Raw genomic sequence first — 17,774 nt, 5'->3', positions numbered from 1 at the left:
TCGCCGCCGATGCGACGCTCAGGCGATGTCGCGGCTGGTGTCGACGCTGACGCGCTCCGCGAGCCGGAGTTTGATGGTCTCGTCGAGCGCGCGGCCGCCGCGGAACTTAGGGACCGCGAGCCGATTGACGATTTCCGAGCCGTCTATCTTCGTGTCGAGGTCGAACACCACGTCGGCCATGTGTTCTGTCAGGTCGCGGTTGTCCGGGACCGACTCGCCTTTCAGCCCGTGGAGGACGGTCAGGCCGCGCGTGTTGACCATGTGGGTCTGGAGGTCGTTGAGGAACTTCCGGTAGCGGGCGCTCTCGTTGCGTTCGAGCACGTCCGCCACGTCGATGATGAGATTCGCGCCCTCCGGCAGGTCACGGACCAGGCTGTTCGCCGTGTCGAGCGGCGCGTCGCCGCCCACGTCGCGGACCGTGGGGGTTCCGGTCGGTCCGGGACTTCGGTCGAGCGCGTCGGAGACGGCCTCGGCGGAGCGAATCGTCGTCAGCCACAGCGTCCCTCGCGTGGTCGTCAGTTCGTGTAAAAACAGCTCTGACTGGCTGGCCGGGTCGGCGGCGAGGAGGACGATGCTCCCCGCGGGAATGCCCCCGCCCAGTTGGCGGTCGAGCACGTCGATTCCCGTCGCCAGTCGAGACATAACCGTGTGTAAGGGGGTCGCTCATATTACTTCTTCCCCGGTATCTTGTCGGCTATCCGACGGTACGCGGCCCGAACTGTCGGCCGAGTGAGTACTGGCGACGACTCCTCGGGAACGGTCCCGAGCACCGGCGCGCCCACGAGGTCGGACACCGCCTCGGGAGCCACTCGTGACCGAGAGATGACACATCCGACGACCGGGGTGCCGAGCGCCCGCGCCATCGCGGCCGTCTTCGCCGCGTCGCGGAGCGCCGGCGCGCACAGCGGCGACACGACGACCACGCCGTCGGCGACGCGGAGCGGGACGGCGGCGTCGGGGCCGGCTCCCGCGGGACAGTCGACGACCGCACGCCGCTCGTCGCCCGCGGCGGTTCGGAGCCACCGCTCGAAGGCGTCGTCGTCGGTCCCGGCGGGTGCCGGCAGCACGGAGACGGTCGAGTCGGTCGGATGCGACCGAACCGACGGCTCCCGTACGGGTGCGCCAGAGGCGGCGTCCACCGGTCGTCCGACGCCGGCCATCGTGTGGAGGTTCGGCATGTCCCTGTCGGCGTCGACGGCGAGCACCGGGCCGTCGAGCGCGCTCGCCAGTCCGAGGGTCGTCGTGGTCTTCCCGCTGCCGCCCTTGCCGCCCGCGATTGCCAACATAGCCGGGGTTGGCCCCGGCCTAGTACTTGAACCTGCGGCGAAAACGAGTCGAGCGAGCCGGGTCGAGCCGAGCTTAGTCGTTACAGCAACCGCCGGCCTCGCCGCCGAAGTCGACCGCGAGCGGCTCCGAGATGGCCTCGTTAATCTTCTCTAACTCGCCGACGAGTTCGGCCTGCGCGAGGAGGTACTCCTCCATCACGGGCTCGGAGTGGAGCTCTTCCTGTGCCGCTTGGACCTTCCGGAGCCCCTCTTGGGTCGCTTCCCCCATCTGCCGGGACACGTTGAACTCCTCGCGAAGCTGGTTGAACTCCGTGATGAGCTCCTGCACGTCGTCGTCGGCTTCGACGGCGGCTTTCGCCTCCTCGTAGGCTTCGTACTTCGGATGGTCGGCGATGGCTTCGCCGAGTTCGCGCCCGAGTTCTTCGAGCCGCGTCGTCTGCGTGCTCATAGCCGCGCGTTGGGGTGCGAGCGGTTTCAACCTGCCGAACGGGGAAGGCAACGGTGCGAGCGTTTCGAGCGTCAGGCGCGCTCAGACGTGGGCGTCGACGAACGCGGCCACGTCCTGCAGTTCGTCCGGGCCGACGCCGTGGGGCGCGTTGTAGACGTTCGCCGTCACGTCAGCGCCGAGTTCGCGGAGGCGCTCGGCGGCGCGTTCGACCCGCGAAGTCGGGATGATCTGGTCCATCGACCCGCCGCCGACGAACACCGGTTTTCCCGCGATGCCGTCGGGGTCGAGGTCGGCGTGGGAGTCCGCGAGGTAGCCGTGGAGCGCGACGACCCACGCGTAGTCGTCGGGGTCGTCGAGGAGGAGCGACAGGCTGGTAATCGCGCCCTGACTGAAGCCGAGGAGGCCGATTCGGTCGGGGTCGATGTCGTACGCTTCGACCGCGCCGGCGATGGCCTCGCGGACGAGATTCCGCGAGCGTTCGAACTGCTCGGCGTGGGGTTGGCTCTCGTGGAGACCGCCCCCCGAGAGGTCGAGTTCGTACCAGGTGTAGCCGCCTTGCAGACGGTCGGGCGCGCGGAGGCTCACGACGTGGACGTGGTCGGGGAACTCCTGTGCGATAGACAGGAGGTCCTGTTCGTTCGAGCCGCGGCCGTGGAGCAAGACGACGGCGGGAGCCGGCCCGTCGCCCGGTTCCGACGGTTCGACGTGGACGTGTTCGAGGGGGATGTCCGACATGGACACCGGTAGGCCGCCGCGAGCCTTGAATCCCCGAGTGACGGGCGGGTAACCGGGTGACACCGTCGCGGGCGCCGCACCGCCGGTCGACTCGCGTGTGGGTGTGTGACGCTCGCTCGTGGGGAAGCGCGGTGGTTAAACGGCTCCGTCCGCAACGATGGGGCAATGAGCCAGGACGTCACCTCGGAGGGAGACCTTCGAAACACCGGGATGTCGCTCAAGCACGACCGGGAGTGGGACTACGAACTCGAACAGATCGTCGAAGCCATCGAGGAACGCGACGCCAAGCGCGTCGGCCTCCAGTTCCCCGAGGGGCTGAAGCGCCGCGGCCCGGCGGTCGCCGACGACCTCCGTCAGCTCTGCGACGACGACGTGACGTTCATGCTCTCCGGTCAGCCGTGTTACGGCGCGTGCGACCTCGACACCTACCTCATGCGCCGAACCGACGTGTTCGTCCACTTCGGCCACTCGCCGATGAAGGAGTCGGACAAAATCATCTACGTCCCGCTGTTCTCCAACGTCGACCCGTTCCCCATCATGGAGGACGCGCTCGACGACATCGAGGGCGACGAGGTCGGCCTCGTCACCACCGCCCAGCACATGAACCGCTTCGAGGACATGTGCGACTGGCTCGAAGAGCGCGGCTACACCGTCCAGACCCGCAAGGGCGACGACCGCCTCACCTACGAGGGACAGGTCCTCGGCTGCAACTACGCCTCCGCGGACATCCCGGCGGACGACGTGCTCTACGTCGGCGGCGGCAAGTTCCACCCGCTCGGCCTCGCGATGGAACACCCCGACAAGAACGTCGTCATCGCCGACCCCGTCAACAACGTCGTCACCATCGCGGACACGCGGAAGTTCATGAAACAGCGCTACGCGTCGGTCCACAAGGCGATGGACGCCGAGAAGTGGGGCGTCATCTTCTGTACGAAAATCGGTCAGGGCCGCATGGAAATCGCCGAGAAGATTCTGGAGGACAACGAGAACGCCTACCTCATCACGATGGACGAGGTGACGCCCGACCGGCTCCGGAACTTCGACATGGACGCGTTCGTCAACACCGGCTGCCCGCGCATCACGACCGACGACGGTCCGCGGTTCCACAAGCCGATGCTGACGCCCCAAGAGTACCGCATCGCCGTCGGCGACGAACCCCTCGACGCCCTCGAGTTCGACACGTTCCACGGCACCTGGTAAGCCGAGTAGCCGAGTCGCTCCACGACCCCCGTGAACGCCCCGCGCGACCCCGCCGCGTGTCGCGTCCTGTCTCGATGCTCTCGTCGCGCCTCGTCTCGGATATGTTCGATTTCTAGATTGTCGCCCCAGAATACCTATACGGGCCGCCCGTTCACGGACACGTATGGTCCCTCCACGAACACGAACTGCCCTCCTGAGTCTGCTCGGCGTCCTCGCGCTCGCGGGAACCGCGGCCGCGCAGAACTTCGACTCCGCACCGCAGCTTTCGCCGATGTTCCGCGCCGGCGGGAGCTTCCTCATCGACCTCGTCGTCGGCGGCATCCTCGTCGCCGCGGCCCCGTCGTACACCAGAGACGCCATCGCCGAGATTCGAGACGACCCCGGCGGGTCGTTCCTCTGGGGCCTCGGCGTCAGCATCGGCGGCGTCATCGTACTCGTCCTCCTCGCAATCACCATCATCGGCCTCCTCGTGGCGATTCCGGGGTTCCTCGCGCTCGTCCTCCTCAGCATCGTCGGCGGCGCGGTCTCGACGGTCTTCCTCGGCTCGCTCGTCACCGGCACCGCCTCCGGCGGGTCGCCCCCGCTCGGCGTCTCGGTCGCGGTCGGCGCGCTCGTCGCGGCGATTCTGTCGCTCGTCCCCATCCTCGGTAGCGTCATCCTGTTCGTCGTCGACATGCTCGGCCTCGGCGTCGTCGGCCGCAACCTCGTCCGCTCGTGGACCTGACGCCGCGTCGGCGCGACTGACGGGCGGCTCTCACGAGCACCACAACATTCAGGGCACAGGTAGCGAATTGGTCAGACAGATGTCGACGACCCACCTCTCCGTTCTCGGACTCGACGTGCAGCGGGTCGTCACCCCGCTCGAAGCCGCTGTCGCCGACGCCGACCGGGTTCGGCTGGTCCGCGACGAGGCCGACCCCGAGCAGGGTCGCGACCCGGACGACTGTACGCCCGGCGCGCCGCGCGCGAGCGCCCACGCCGCGAAAGCCGTCTCCGAACGGCTCGCGGGCCGGGGGACGCTCGACGAAGCGAGACTCCCCTTCACCGCGTCGTTCGAAGAACTGTACGCCGCGACGGCCGACCTGCTCCGCGAGGCCGCCGCGGACGGCGACGTGCAGGTGAACCTCGCCGGCGCGCCCCCGCAGGTCGCCGCCGCGTTCTACGCCGCGCGGACCGCCCTCGTCGACGGCGGCGAACTCGACCGCGGAACCGTCTCGCTCCTGACCATCCCCGCGACCGACCGCCCCGACCTCGCCGCTATCGACGACCTCCGGTCGCTCGTCGGTGATGTCGAGGCCGCCTCCGACGCGTTCGACGAGTTCCGCCGCGTCTCCGACGGCCCCGCGGCCGCGGCCGTCGCCCGCCCGCTCCGTATCGCCCTGTCGGACCTGCGCGACGCGCTCGCCGACGCCAGCGGGGAGTCCCGTCCGAACTCCCGCGCCGGCCGCACCGCGGGCGCTCGCGGGGCGCGCTCCGGCAGCGACTCGCCGCTCGGCGCGATGAGTTCCTACGTCGGCCGCGCCCGCGAACAGCTCGCGGACCTCGTCGAGTCCGAGGACCCCCGCCCGGACCCCGAAGACACTCGCGACCCGAACGCGGTCCTCGACGCGCTCGACGTGTGGCTCGACGGCGAGAGTCGCCTGCTCGCGTCGGTCGAAGACGACCCCCACGAACTGGTCGCCCGCTTCCGAACGAGCTGCGAGGCGCGCTTCGGGAAGTTCGAAGACCGAGCGACCGTCGAGCTGTTCGAGTCGCTCGACCGCTTCGAGGCGCACCTCGACGCCTACCTCGACGCTCGCTCGCAGCTTTCGGCCGCTGCCGGCCCGGTTGCCGAGCGGACGACCGAACTCTCCGAGCGGGCCGCCGAGGCCGCGACGAGCCTCTCGGCCCTCGACGATTCCGGTCCCGCAACGGGCGAGTCAGCCCTCGAACTCGACGGGCACGCGCTCTCGCCGCTGGGCGACCTCGAATCGGCGGTGCTGTCCGTCCTCGCTGCGGGGCCGCCGCGCTCTCGCCCGCGGACGCGCCGCGGGGTCGCCGCCGAACTCCGCGAGCGCGCCGAACACCACGGCATCGTCGCCGGCGCGCGCGACGAGGAGACGTGGTCGGCGTTCGATTCGTTCTGCGTGGGCGTCGCTCGCGACAGCGTGGCGGGCGACCGATTCGAAAAGCGACTCTCGAACGCGCTCGCTCCGCGGCTCGACGTGGCGGTCGAGGGACTCACCGCGAACGGATTCGTCACGACGCGCGAGCGCGAACGCGGCCGCGACGCGCTCGAACCCACGGACGCGGGTCGGCTCTGGGCGTCGACGACCGACTGGGAGTCGTTCCGAGAGACCGTCATCGACGACCTGCTCCGCGACTGCGTCGAACGCGACGAGGGCGCCGCGGACGCGTAGCGCGGCGCGACCGCCCGCTCAGACCGCGTCTTCGACGAACGCGACGGCCGCTTCCGGCGAGTCGCACGGCTCGAAGCCCTCTAGCGAGCCGACCTGTTGGGTTCTGATGCCGGCCGTCGGGCGGTCGAAGACGTTGGCGTAGCCGATTTCGGAGAGCGTCCCGCCGCCGCCGTCGACGGCGATGACGGCGTCGCCGTTCATCGCGACGAGCGCGTTTCTCGCGTGGCCGAGCCCGGTCGCAATAGGGATGTCGACGTAGGAGTTCGCATCCTCGCGGTCCTCGCCCGGCAGGACGCCGATAGTCGTGCCGCCGGCGTCTTTCGCGCCGCGACAGGCCGCCTTCATGACGCCGCCGAGGCCGCCGCAGACGACCGTGTGGCCGCGCTGGGCGAGCAGGCGACCCAGGTCTTCGGCGATGGCTTCGACCGGGTCGGGGACGACGCTCCCGCCGACGACGCTCACGCGCACGGCGAAGTCACTCCTCGGCGTGCTGTGGTGTCGCCTCGGCACTCGACGCGACCGAGACTGGCGTCTGCGTTCATGTGGTATCGGACCGCGTCGAAGATGATAAGTGCGGGGCCGCATCGCCCGACCGAAGCCGGACTGCCGTTCTCAGTTGCGTCAGAACTCGTCCGGTCGCCGCGAGTCGTCGTCCAGCGGGGAAACCGCTTCCCACGCGCCGCACGCGCGCATCGTCCGAGCCATCGAAGAGAAGTTCGCCGTTTGTTTGTGGGTTCCTGACATGGTATCTGGTAACATGAGTTGGTGCATTAAATATCTTGTCAGGGTAACACCTTATACACCACATATGTCTCTATTTTCTATTGTAGGCTACAATTTCGTCCACAAATATGCGCGGGTTGTCTGCGTATTGCTAGTCGTTGTTGTCGGGTCGTCGGGACGCGTCGGACGAGAGAGCGCAACGCTTAGTCCCCCGGCGGGAGGACACGTCTCTATGACAGTCAGCGACTGGAGCGACTGGCTCCCGCGCGCGGTCGAGTCGGCCGACCCCGAGACGGTTGCCATCTGGTATCTGGGCTGCAACGGGTTCGTCATCAAAGGTAGCAAGGGGACGACGCTGTTCGTCGACCCGTACGTCGGCATCGGCGACCCGCCGCGGACGGTCCGTATGATTCCCGTCCCGTTCGACCCCGAGGACGTGACCGAGGCCGACGCGGTCCTCGCCACGCACGAGCACACGGACCACGTTCACGGGCCGAGTCAAGCGCCCATCCTCGAAAACACGGGCGCGACGTTCGTCGCCCCCGACGACTCGCTTTCGGTCGCCTACGACGACGAGGCGTGGTTCGACGACTACGACCTCTCCGAGGACCAGTTCGAGGAGGTCGCGGAGGGCGACAGCGTCGACATCGGTGAGTTCACCGTCCACGTCGAACCCGCCTACGACCCCGACGCGTCCCATCCGGTCGCCTACGTCTTCGAACACGAGTCGGGGACGTTCATCCACGGCGGCGACACCAAGCCCGCCGAGGAGTTCGCCGGCATCGGGGAGCGCTACGACCTCGACCTCGGCATCCTCGCGTTCGGAACCGTCGGCAACATCCCCGACAAGGAGACGGGCGAGCCGGTCCGCACGACGTGGTACAACGACGAAAACCAGATTATCGAGGCCGCGAGCGACCTCGACCTCGACCGCCTCGTCCCGACTCACTGGGACATGTGGAAGGGCATGACCGCCGACCCGAAGGTGCTGCACCACCACGCCAAGAGCTTCGAGGCCCCGCGCTCGCTCGACCTCGTCGAAATCGGTGACCGCGTCGACCTCTGAGGTCGCGTTCGAACCGCCTTTTCGGGGCGGCCGTTCCGCGCCGGTCATCGCCGGCTGACAGCCGCCGCATCGAAACCGTCGAATCGGGAGACGACGGCGAGGCGACTTCGCGGCCCCGGTTGTTTTATAATGGATGTCGGGAAAGTGGCGGCCATGAGCCGCGAGTCCGAAGGGGTTACATCGGTTTCCGACGGCGAGGTCACGGTCGACAAGACCTTCGCAGCCGACGAGTTTCCCGTTCCCGCCATCAAGTTCGTCATCAGTTCGACGCGAGACGAGGCGACCCGAATCCGAGTCATCGACCGCATCCCGGAGTCGTTCCCGATGGAGAGCGTCGGGTTCCACCCCGACTTCGAGAGCGACAACTGGACGGCCTACAAGGACCACCGCGTCGAGTACGAGCGGACGCTCGACCCCGGCGAGGAGCTCGTAACGGTCTACGGCATCCGCATCACCGACGGCCACGACCAGACGGATTTCCTCGAAGAGCCGACGCTCGAACGCATCCCGGTCGACGGCGGCATCGACCCCGACGACATCGACGACATCCTCGGAGAAGACCGCAGTCAAATCGTTCGAGACGTGCTCGCGGGCAACCGCGACCCGCCCCGCGACGAGTCGGACGCCGACGACGCGGACCCAGAGGACGAGGGGGAAGTCGTCCTCGACGCGCCCGCCGACCCCGACTCGGAGGCCGAAGCAGCCGACGCCGCCGAGACGGACGCGACCGCCGCAGATACCGCAGACGCCGCCGGCGACGAGCCGAGTGACGGCGACCTCGCGGCCGCCTTCGCTGGCGGAGACGACGGGGAGACCGACTCCGAGGCGGCCGAGGCGCAGGCGGCCGACGACGGCGACGAGTCGGTCTCCACGCCCTCGCCCGACGACGACGTGCTCGGCGACGACGGGGAAGCCGATGACGGGGAAGCCGACGACGAGTCCGCCGAATCGACCGGCCCGCGCGCGGTCGCCACCGACACCGCGCCGGCCGTGACCGCGCACCTCGAACAGCCCGATGTCGATGTCGAGGCCGAGGCTGAAGACGCCGAAGACGCCGATGCCGAGGCGGACGCCGACGCCGGCGCGACCGGAAGCGCGCCCGCACCTGACGCGGACGGCCTCGTCGGGGCGCTCGCCGCCGAGATTCGCTCAGGCGCGGCCGACGAAGACGACCTCGAAGTCATCCGCGAGGCGGTCGACGCCGAGACGCGACGGAGTACCGACGTTCGCATCCGCCGCCTCCAGTCGCAGATGGAGGACCTCGCGGCGTACTCCGACGCGCTCGCGGAGTTCATCGACGAGGAGGGGACCGGGAGCGACCTCGTCTCCGAGTTCCGCGCCGAGATGACCGCGTTCCGCGAGGACCTCGACGCCCTCGACTCGATGGTCGACGGCGCGGTCGAGTCGGTCGATGACGCGACCTCACGGCTCGACGCGGCCGAAGAGACCATCGCCGCGGTCGACGACCGCTCCGACCGCGTCGCTACCCGAGTCGCGGACGCCGAGAGCCGCCTCGACGACCACGACGGCAGGCTCGAAGGCCTCGCGTCCGACCTCGACACCGCCGAAGACACCCTCGACGACTACCACGGCTGGCTCGAATCCCACAACGAGCAGTTCGAGACCGTCGAAGGCCGGCTCGACGACCACGACGAGCGGCTCGAGACCGCCTCGCGAAACATCGACGCCGGCTCCGACCGCCTCGACAGCGTCGAAGAGACGCTCGCCAAGCGCGAGGAGGAACTCGTGACGGTCCGCGAACGCCTCGACGACATCGCCGGTCGGCTCGACGAGACCGTCGACCGACTCGAAGGGGCCGAATCCAGCGCCGCCGAAGCGACAGAGCAGGCTTCGACGCTCCACGACGAAGTCGGGGACATCCGCGAGGACATCGCCGACCTCGACGGGGACATCGTGGAGACGCGGGAGGCCCTCGACGACCGCCTCGCGGAGATTCAATCGCGGGTCGAAGACGCCGCGGCCGACGAGGAAATCGAGGCGCTGCGCGACGACATCCGCGAACTGGACGACACCGTCGCGGAACTCGAAACCTTCCGCGAGCGCCTCGCGGGAGCCTTCGGTACCGGCATGGGCGGCGGCCCGGCCGCCGGCGACGACGGCGACGGCGACACCGACGAGGCGGAGTAGTCCGACCGAGCGCGCTCCCGAGAGACGTTTTCCCGAAGCGCAACCTGTTTAGCGGGCCGCCCCGACGTTCCGATGATGACAGAGACGGTGCGCGTCGCTGTTCCGCGAAAGGGTCGCCCCCTCGAAGCGGTGCTCGAACGGTTCGCCACGACCGAGAGCATCGCCGAGGTGGCGGACGAAATCACCTCGACGCTCCGATACGAGAAGTCGGTCACGAAGGGCCATACCCGGCCGGAACACGACGTGTACGAGCGACTCGCGGATTACAGCGACCTCTCGGACCCGGCCGCGCCGGAGTACACGCTCCTGCGCGACGACCGGGACGGGATGCCGCGGCGCATCGTCTTCGACAGCGTCGTCCTCGAAATCGACGGGGTCGACATCCACCTCGTCGGGCGCGAGGAGCCGTTCCGCGCCCTGCGGACCCACGAGTTCGGCCTCGGCTTCGACAGCGCCGACCTCGTGCTCGAAGAGGTCGTCAAGCTTCGCCCCGAAGGGCTCGGGAGCATCGAGGACGTGAACGCCCGCATCGACCCGATGGACACCGACGTGCGGGTCGTCTCCGGCCTCGGAGACACGGTCTACCACACGCTCATGGCCGACCCCGAACTCCTCCCGCCGGGCTCCGAACTCGACCGCGACTTCGTCGCGGACTACGCGGGCGACCTGTGTATCTCGCCGCGCTACGAGCGCCTCGTGGAGGCGGTCCTCGGGACGCGGTGTCTCGACGACGTGACGTTCGCGTACCCGGACGACGCGCCGGAAGAGGAGGCCGCCATCGCGGAGACCGGCATCGGCGTCTACCTCACGATGACCGGGTCGACCGCGCGCGAACACGGCCTCGTGCTCGGTGAACACCTGTTCCCGAGCGAGACGGTCCTGATGGAGAACGTCGCGGAGGCGACGCCGGCCGCCGAAACCGTCAAGCGGGCCATCGCGTCGCCCGAGTTAGAGACCGAACTGAAGGTCTGACTGCCGACCGACGCCCTCCGCCGACGACTCGTTTTTCCGCTCCGCGTCGCCGCAGAACAGCAGCGTCGAGAGCGTCCGCGCCTCGAAGCCGCCGTCGTCGGTGAGCGAGACGGTCGTGTTCGACGCGTTGCAGTCGAACTGCGATTTGTCGACGGTGACCGCCTCGGTCGTCCCTTCGCCCGATTCGTCCCGCCGAGCGACGCGAAGCGTGACCTCGCGGACCTCGGTCAGCGATGCACCGACCCGCGCGCCGGGTTCGAGGCGGTACGCGCCGCCGAAGGCGACCGCGCCCGCGGGCGTCTCGTAGGCGAACTCGACGACTTCGGCCACGTCGGTCGGGTTCGCGACGGCGAGACCGTGGGGCTTCGTGGCCTCGGTGGGGAGCGACCCGTCGCCGAGCGCGACCGTGACCGCGTCGTCGGCGTCGACGACGTGGGAACCGCAGGCCATTCGGGTCGACCCGCCGGAGACCGAGACACCGCCGTCGCCGGGCGAGAACGCGGTCCACGAGCGGTTACAGTCGAAGTCGTCGGGGGCGACCGATTCAGTCGCCACGGCGTCCGAGTCGATGTCGGTCACGGTCACCTCGTAGGCGGCGGGAACGCGGAGCGAGACGTTCACGGTCGCGTCGGCGTCGAGTTCGTAGGTCTCCGCGTGGCCCGCGCCGAGCGGGCGCGAAACGTCGATACGAGCGGTCCACGACTCGCCGGTCGGGTTTTCGAGGCGGATGTGGTGGGGTTTTAGCGCCCCGCCGTCGCCCGCGGGACCGTCGCCGACGACTGTCGTGAGTCGCTCGCCGGATGCGACCGAGACGGTATCCACCGGTTCGGGCGTCGGGTCGGGGGTCGATTCGGTCGTCGAGTTTCCGTCGTCAGCGTCGTCAGCGCCGTCGCCGGCACTCGCGATACAGCCCGTCAGCGCCGCCGCGAGGCCGGTTCCGGCCGCGGCGAGGAGGGTTCGTCGGTGCACACCTACTCCAACGCGTCGGGGTCACTTTCGCCTGTGTGTGGCTCAAGCGCGCCTTTGAGTCCAGGCGACGCCGAGGCTCACGAGGACGGCGAGGGCGACGCCGACGAGGAACACGAGCGCGCCGGGGCCGGCGAGGAAGGCGGAGACGAACTCCGCGACGCCCGGTTCGGGGGCGGGACCGGTCGGAGCCGGCGCGGCGTACCTGACCTGTGGCCGTCGCGCGGTCCACAGCGTCTGCACGGCGACGCTTCCGACTAGCGTGACACCGACGCCGGCGACGAGCGTCCGAAGCCCCGAGGAGAGCTTCGATTCGGTTCGCTCCGCGCCCGCGAAGAGAACGACGGCGGAGCGGGTCGGGCCGTAGACGGCCATCTCGCGGCCCTGCGCGGAGACCCACGTCGTCACGGGCTCTATCAACTCGGCGTCGACCAGTCGCTCGACGTGGTAGCCGACGGTCTGGAGCGTCGTGTCGAGCGCGTCGGCCAGTTCGGAGGCGGGGCGCGGATCGTCGTAGACGGCGGCGAGGAGCCGCCTCGCGGTGGCAGACGACAGCGCCGACAGGACCTCGTCCGCGTCGTCGTCGTCGAGTTCGACGAGAAGCGGGCTCAGTCCCCGGTCTCGAACCGATGCTGCGGCGGGTTTCAACGGGAGCAACGAACTCACGGTCTCGGGCGTCGTTCTCGCTCCGCGGATAAAGAGGCCGGTATGAGTCAAGCGCCCGTTTGAGCCTCGCTCCGCCGGACACAACGAACGTCTGTGTGGATTAGTACATGCTAGCGACACGGCGATGGCCGCTCGCGGAGTAGTACGACTGTGAACCAGATTCGAACGAACCCCGCGGAGGCACAGCGATGAACGGCGATGCGGTCCGATACGAGAGCGACCACTACAAGGCGACCGCCGGCTTCGGAGCCCGGAAGCGGGACCTGCAACTCGTCTTTTTCGACGCGCAGTACCCGCAACCGGACCCGACGGCGGCCGACCGCCCGTCGGTCGAGAGCCAGACGATGAACGCGCTCGAACGCGTGGAAGCGGCCGTCGGCCGCTCGGGACTCGACTTGGACGACGTGCTCCGAACGACGGTCTACACGACGGACCTCGACCGAATCGACGCCGTCGAGTCGGCCTACGACGCCTACTTCGACGACCGGCGACCGGCGATGACCGTCGTCGGCGTCTCCGAACTCCCGAACGACGCCGCCGTCCAAATCGAGGCGACGGGCGTCAAACGATAGGTCGCGCACACGCAGATTCAATATAGCGAGATACAGTTTACGAGTCGCGCTCCGAACAGCGGCCACGCTTCTCAGCGGAGCGAGTAAATGTTGGATTCGTACGTTTCGCGCACTCTGTCGCCCCAGTTGTGGGTGTACGTGTCGATGATGTCGCCGGCAACGTCGCCGCGGAGGTACTTGACGATGCCGCGGTCGCCGGTGCGGTCCCGAAGGTGGGTGGTGAAGAAGTGCCGGAAGTAGTGGGGCGTGACGTTCTCCTCGCGGTCGCCGCCCGCCCGGTACCAGCCGGCGTCGGCGGCGTGGGCGGTGACGACGTGGTGGACGGCGTCGGGTTCCAGTCGCCGGCCCCACCCCGAGGCGGTGCCGACGAAAAGCGGTTCGGCCGGCGACGGCGAATCCGGCCGAATCGCCAGCCAGCGCAGGAGGACGGCCTCCAACTCGTCGTCGACGGGGACGACGGTCGACCGCTTTCGCTTGTTCGAGGCGGTTCGCTCCTCGCCGTTCGTGACGCTTCCGACGCTCGGGTCGGCGGCGACGTATATCGACGGTCCGCGACCGTCGAGGGCGGCGCGGGTCGATACATCGGCCAGTGGTGTATCCACCGACAACGACACGTCTCGAAGGTCGAGGTTGCACAGTTCGCCGACGCGCATCCCGGTCTTGAGGAGGGTGACCACCAGCGCGTGGTCCAGCGGATGGGCGATTCCGCGGACGAATCCCCGCATCTGCGGGACCGAAAGCTCACGTCGAGCGGGGTTGGTGTCGATGCGCTCGTCCATCTCCTCCATCACGAGGCTCATCGGGTTGGAGTCGAACGCGCCGACCTGCGCCATGTAGGCGTAAAACCGGTGGAGGTAGGAGGCGTACGTCGCCACCGTGCTCGGCGCGACATCGCGGTTTCGAAGGGTGTGTATCCACGCCATGCAGTCGCGGTGAGTCGCGTCGTCGACCGACCGGGCCGTCCCGGCGGGGTTCCGCGAGGGGTCGCCGAGAAACGACTCGAACGCCCGGAGAACGCGCTCGTAGGCGTCGCGGGTCCGGTCGGTCTTCCCGTGATAGGTCATATCCTGCAGGAAATACCCGACCGGGTCCTCCGCGTCGGCGGGTCGCTCAGCGGCCATCGCGCTCCGCCAGCGTGTAACCGCCGTGTCGCCCGCTGTACACGACTCGGCCCTTCGATTGGAGCTCCTGAAGCGTCGATTCGAGGCGGTCTTCGATGTCGTCGGTCAGCGCCGCGACGAGGTCGTCCCACGACCGGTGTGAATCGACCGCGAGCGCCTCGACGATTCGGCCCTCGAACCCGCCGTTATTTTCACTCCCACCCTCCTGATTTGAACCGTCGTTCTGGTCCCCCGTCTTTCCCCCGTCAACCCCCGGGGTTGTCGCCGCTTCATCGCCCCTCGACGGAACGTCGAAATCCCGCCGACCGGCCTGTACCATCGTCCTGACAAATTCACTTTGGCTCATCCCGAGTCGGTCCGCGTGATCCTTCCAGACGGCCTTCTGGTGGGCCGGGAGGTAGGTTTGCACCGTCGCACGGTCGACCTCGTCGCTCATGGACGGTCCGACACGGGGGTCGATATTCAATCTACCGGCACAGCCCAGAATAAGAGAAGTTATCCTGAGCAGTGCATGCGGATTTTCGGCGGCGAGTCTGAGTTATCCCGAATACTGCAATCGTATTTTTGGCAATTTGCATGCAGTATTCAGGATATTAGATTCTCCCGGAGAACGCCGATTTTGGCCGTTTCGAGCGAATCTGAGACTCGGCCAATTTCTGTCGCTTTCGAGAGGTCGAATATCACGCAGTACCGTCTCTTTTCTGTGATGACACCCGATTTTTGGATGGTACTCCTCCAACCAATTACTCCCGGAGTAATGCATGGAGAACCCACTTACACGGGTTTCGTTATTTCACAACTGATGTTACTGAATTATTATAAAAACTCGATGACGGTGATTTTGTCTCCACTTTATTTCTCCCGTCATAGTGTGAATACTCACCCATATATTTCTGTCTATTTTCACAGAAATATATTCGCGGAGCGACGCACCATCCGTGTTCTCTCGAACGGCTATATTTCAACCCAAATTAACTCGGTATTTTCACTGATTATATCAGCCATTCATCTCTGAATATATGTCGCCGGACGGAGTTTCGTTTCGAATCGGCTCTGTCTGTTATTATGTGGGGCGTCGTCTCGAAGAACTCTGATGAATGTTGTCTGATTCGAACACGCAACCACCCGGGTGACTCCGTTCCGAACCCACCCGAAGACGAACCAACTGAGGTCTTTGGCGGCTCGATTCGCCTCTGTTGACGCCTTCACAGCCCTCGTCTTCGCGGTGAGAACCGTCACTCGGGGCGTGGCCCCCGCTCAGATGGAGCGGCGCTCAAGCGCGCTGTGGCCGTCCTGACGGGATTGCGTGAATCCGAGGGTTCGGGTCTCGCTCACGGCCGGATGCCGACGACTCACTCGCTCGGCGGTGACGACCCGTTCGAGGAACCATCTCTCGGCTGGTGACTCGCTCGGGCGGACCGTCTCGAATTTCGAATGCGACGCCGCACTCCGTCTGCACGACCGGACTCGCGGCCGCGTCCCCGCAACCGCTGTACTTCCGACTGCGATACGAACCACCCGAGCCGCGAGCGCGACGCGGCTGTCACTTGCGGCGTTGACGACCCAAGCACTATCGTCCCTTGGAACCCGATTTTCCGCGTTAGCGCGACTCAATCCTCGATTCTCTGAACGCTTCGGTCGCTGGCGGTTTGTCCGATTCGAGACTCGTATATCGTATTTCGCTATATACAATTCTGGTTCTCGGGTTCGACCGAGCTCGGGAAATTCGAGGTCCCGTCGAACCCGGCTGGTTCGCGTCGAAGTCACTGAGACGACCGGATGCCAACGACTTCACCCGGCGCTACGCTTCGACTCGCTCTATCAGGTCGGGGCCGTCGTTGGCGGGGCTGTTCACCCGCGTCGAGACGGGGTACGCCGTGAGTTCGTCGTCGGGGTAGGTGTCGAGGAGCGCGGCCGCCTCGTCGGGGTCGCCGTGGAGCCACGTCTGCTCGTCTTCGGGCGCGAGGACGACCGCCATCCGGTGGTGGAGCTCCGAGACGAGGTCGTTCGGTTCGGTCGTGACGACGGTGAACGTCTCCAGCGGTTCCTGCTCGCGCGAGGGGCCGCCGCTCCCGAAGTCGCCGAGGCCGGTCTGTTTCGTGGAGGGCGTCCACCGCTCCCAGAGGCCGGCCATGGCGAACGGGCGGTCGTCCTCGAAGGCGACGCGATAGGGCTGTTTGCGTCCGCCGCGGTCGACCCACTCGTAGAAGCCGTCCGAGGGAACGAGACATCGGCGGGCCTCGTAGGCCTCGGCAAAACTTCGCTTTTCGCGGACGGTCTCCGCGCGGGCGTTGATTCGGTCGTTGCCGACACTTGCGCTGTCGGCCCACGAGGGGACGAGCCCCCATTTCAGAAAGCGGAACTCCTCGGGTGCGTCGTTGGTCACGACCGGGAGTTCCTGACCGGGCGCGCAGTTGTACCGCGCCGAAAGCGGGCGCGTCGGCGTCGCGTCGAACCGCGTTTCGAGTTCCTCGGGTGGGGTAAACAGCGTGTAGCGGCCGCACATATCTCCGGCTTCGCGCTCTGCGGGTAAAACGCCCGCGGCGGGGGAAGTGCGGAAGCGTTCTGAGAGCGTGGCGGCCGGCCCACGACGACGCATTTAGGGTTGCCGACGCCCCCCTGTCGGACATGCGAATCGAGAACAGCTTCATCCCCGTCCGCGGCGTGGGCGAGCGGACGGAGCGGAACCTCTGGCGGGCCGGGGCGACCCACTGGGACGAGTTCGACGCCTCGCTCGTCGGCGCGAAGACGGGCGACCGAATCGAGACGTTCATCGCCGACGCCGCCGCCTACCTCGACGACGGTAACTCGCAGTTCTTCGACGACTGCTTCCCCTCGGGCGAACGCTGGCGACTCTACGAGAACTTCCGCGACGAGACGTGCTTTTTCGACATCGAGACGACCGGCCTCTCGCCCGAGCGCGACTCGGTGACGACCGTCTCGTTCTATCAGGACGGCGAGACCACGACGCTCGTCAGCGGCGAGGACCTGACCGCCGACGCCCTCCGCGAGCAGTTCGTCGACGCGAAACTCATCGCGACGTTCAACGGCGCGCGCTTCGACGTGCCCTTCCTCGAAACCTCGTTCGACGTCTCCATCGACGTGCCGCACGTCGACCTCATGTATCCCTGCCGCACGCTCGACCTCACTGGCGGACTGAAGGAAATCGAGAAAGACGTGGGCATCGACCGCGACCGCCCCGACATCTCCGGGCGCGACGCCGTCCGCCTCTGGCGGGAATACGAGCGCGGCGACCAGTCGGCGCTCGACACGCTCGTCTCCTACAACCGCGAGGACGCGGTCAACCTCGAACGCCTCATGGAGACGGTCACCGGCCGACTCCACGACCGCGCCTGCGAGGGTCTCGACGCCGACCTCGCCTGAGTCGAGCGAGAAGTTGACCCCGCGCCCGCGCGAGCGCCGCCGACTCGTGCGGGCGTGCCGGAACCCCGCGCTTTTTTCATCCCCCGAA

At 67.5% G+C, this 17,774-nt stretch carries 19 protein-coding genes; 8 read left to right on the top strand and 11 right to left on the bottom strand.

Going from position 1 to position 17,774, the window contains the following annotated elements:
• Positions 1–18: 18 nt before the first annotated feature.
• The 4 genes from DEQ67_RS08195 to DEQ67_RS08180 form a co-directional block, all read right to left on the bottom strand.
• Complete coding sequence (locus DEQ67_RS08195) at positions 19–642, bottom strand: RAD55 family ATPase (RefSeq protein WP_004063190.1); 624 nt, start codon at positions 640–642, stop codon at positions 19–21.
• Positions 643–668: 26 nt separating this feature from the next.
• Positions 669–1,286, bottom strand: coding sequence for a MinD/ParA family ATP-binding protein (locus DEQ67_RS08190; RefSeq protein WP_004041524.1), 618 nt, complete (start codon positions 1,284–1,286; stop codon positions 669–671).
• A 73-nt stretch (positions 1,287–1,359) separates the two neighbouring features.
• Complete coding sequence (locus DEQ67_RS08185; protein ID WP_004041523.1) at positions 1,360–1,734, bottom strand: YlbF family regulator; 375 nt, start codon at positions 1,732–1,734, stop codon at positions 1,360–1,362.
• Positions 1,735–1,815: 81 nt separating this feature from the next.
• Positions 1,816–2,469 (bottom strand): alpha/beta hydrolase, encoded by a 654-nt coding sequence (locus tag DEQ67_RS08180; protein WP_115802657.1) that lies wholly within the window; start codon positions 2,467–2,469, stop codon positions 1,816–1,818.
• A 165-nt stretch (positions 2,470–2,634) separates the two neighbouring features.
• Between DEQ67_RS08180 and dph2 the strand changes: the two genes are divergently transcribed.
• The 3 genes from dph2 to DEQ67_RS08165 all read left to right on the top strand — a co-directional run bounded on the left by dph2 (position 2,635) and on the right by DEQ67_RS08165 (position 6,068).
• Positions 2,635–3,669, top strand: a complete 1,035-nt coding sequence (dph2, locus tag DEQ67_RS08175; protein ID WP_115802656.1) for a diphthamide biosynthesis enzyme Dph2 — start codon at positions 2,635–2,637, stop codon at positions 3,667–3,669.
• A gap of 163 nt (positions 3,670–3,832) precedes the next feature.
• Positions 3,833–4,393, top strand: coding sequence for a hypothetical protein (locus DEQ67_RS08170; RefSeq protein WP_115891235.1), 561 nt, complete (start codon positions 3,833–3,835; stop codon positions 4,391–4,393).
• Between the two features lie 79 nt (positions 4,394–4,472).
• Positions 4,473–6,068, top strand: a complete 1,596-nt coding sequence (locus DEQ67_RS08165) for a hypothetical protein (protein ID WP_115891236.1) — start codon at positions 4,473–4,475, stop codon at positions 6,066–6,068.
• An 18-nt stretch (positions 6,069–6,086) separates the two neighbouring features.
• Here DEQ67_RS08165 and DEQ67_RS08160 read toward each other — a convergent pair whose 3' ends face one another.
• Positions 6,087–6,536 carry a TIGR00725 family protein gene (locus DEQ67_RS08160; protein ID WP_004041518.1) on the bottom strand — a complete coding sequence of 150 codons (450 nt, stop codon included), beginning with the start codon at positions 6,534–6,536 and terminating at the stop codon, positions 6,087–6,089.
• Between the two features lie 153 nt (positions 6,537–6,689).
• On the bottom strand, positions 6,690–6,812 hold the full coding sequence (locus DEQ67_RS08155) for a hypothetical protein (protein ID WP_013035294.1): 123 nt from the start codon (positions 6,810–6,812) through the stop codon (positions 6,690–6,692).
• A gap of 211 nt (positions 6,813–7,023) precedes the next feature.
• Here DEQ67_RS08155 and DEQ67_RS08150 point away from each other — a divergent pair, with 211 nt between their 5' ends.
• The 3 genes from DEQ67_RS08150 (at position 7,024) to DEQ67_RS08140 (ending at position 10,977) form a co-directional block, all read left to right on the top strand.
• Entirely contained in the window at positions 7,024–7,857 is an 834-nt protein-coding gene (locus tag DEQ67_RS08150) for an MBL fold metallo-hydrolase (protein WP_115802653.1), read from the top strand.
• A 153-nt stretch (positions 7,858–8,010) separates the two neighbouring features.
• Positions 8,011–10,005, top strand: coding sequence for a hypothetical protein (locus DEQ67_RS08145; protein WP_115891237.1), 1,995 nt, complete (start codon positions 8,011–8,013; stop codon positions 10,003–10,005).
• Positions 10,006–10,080: 75 nt separating this feature from the next.
• On the top strand, positions 10,081–10,977 hold the full coding sequence (locus DEQ67_RS08140; RefSeq protein ID WP_004063197.1) for a hypothetical protein: 897 nt from the start codon (positions 10,081–10,083) through the stop codon (positions 10,975–10,977).
• On the opposite strand, the gene DEQ67_RS08135 is transcribed toward DEQ67_RS08140, so the two are convergent.
• Entirely contained in the window at positions 10,954–11,946 is a 993-nt protein-coding gene (locus DEQ67_RS08135; protein WP_115859802.1) for a hypothetical protein, read from the bottom strand. The two genes, DEQ67_RS08140 and DEQ67_RS08135, sit on opposite strands and share 24 nt — an antisense overlap.
• Before the next feature lie 42 nt (positions 11,947–11,988).
• Positions 11,989–12,609 (bottom strand): ArsR/SmtB family transcription factor, encoded by a 621-nt coding sequence (locus DEQ67_RS08130; protein ID WP_004041512.1) that lies wholly within the window; start codon positions 12,607–12,609, stop codon positions 11,989–11,991.
• A gap of 188 nt (positions 12,610–12,797) precedes the next feature.
• Between DEQ67_RS08130 and DEQ67_RS08125 the strand changes: the two genes are divergently transcribed.
• On the top strand, positions 12,798–13,181 hold the full coding sequence (locus DEQ67_RS08125; protein WP_004041511.1) for a RidA family protein: 384 nt from the start codon (positions 12,798–12,800) through the stop codon (positions 13,179–13,181).
• Between the two features lie 71 nt (positions 13,182–13,252).
• Here the strand turns inward: DEQ67_RS08125 and DEQ67_RS08120 are convergent, their stop codons facing one another.
• The 3 genes from DEQ67_RS08120 to DEQ67_RS08110 form a co-directional block, all read right to left on the bottom strand.
• Positions 13,253–14,302, bottom strand: coding sequence for a tyrosine-type recombinase/integrase (locus DEQ67_RS08120; RefSeq protein ID WP_115859804.1), 1,050 nt, complete (start codon positions 14,300–14,302; stop codon positions 13,253–13,255).
• A complete protein-coding gene (locus tag DEQ67_RS08115) occupies positions 14,292–14,738 on the bottom strand; it encodes a DUF5805 domain-containing protein (RefSeq protein WP_115891238.1) in 447 nt (148 codons plus the stop codon). The genes DEQ67_RS08120 and DEQ67_RS08115 overlap by 11 nt, the downstream gene beginning before the upstream one ends.
• A 1,365-nt stretch (positions 14,739–16,103) precedes the next feature.
• Positions 16,104–16,808, bottom strand: coding sequence for an SOS response-associated peptidase (locus DEQ67_RS08110; RefSeq protein ID WP_115859808.1), 705 nt, complete (start codon positions 16,806–16,808; stop codon positions 16,104–16,106).
• Positions 16,809–16,930: 122 nt separating this feature from the next.
• On the opposite strand from DEQ67_RS08110, the gene DEQ67_RS08105 reads away from it, so the two are divergent.
• Positions 16,931–17,686, top strand: a complete 756-nt coding sequence (locus DEQ67_RS08105; protein ID WP_115891239.1) for a ribonuclease H-like domain-containing protein — start codon at positions 16,931–16,933, stop codon at positions 17,684–17,686.
• The last annotated feature ends 88 nt before the right edge of the window (positions 17,687–17,774 follow it).

Source organism: Haloferax sp. Atlit-48N (assembly GCF_003383015.2).
Classification (GTDB): Archaea; Halobacteriota; Halobacteria; order Halobacteriales; family Haloferacaceae; genus Haloferax; species Haloferax volcanii.
This window is presented reverse-complemented; position numbering and strand designations above follow the sequence as displayed.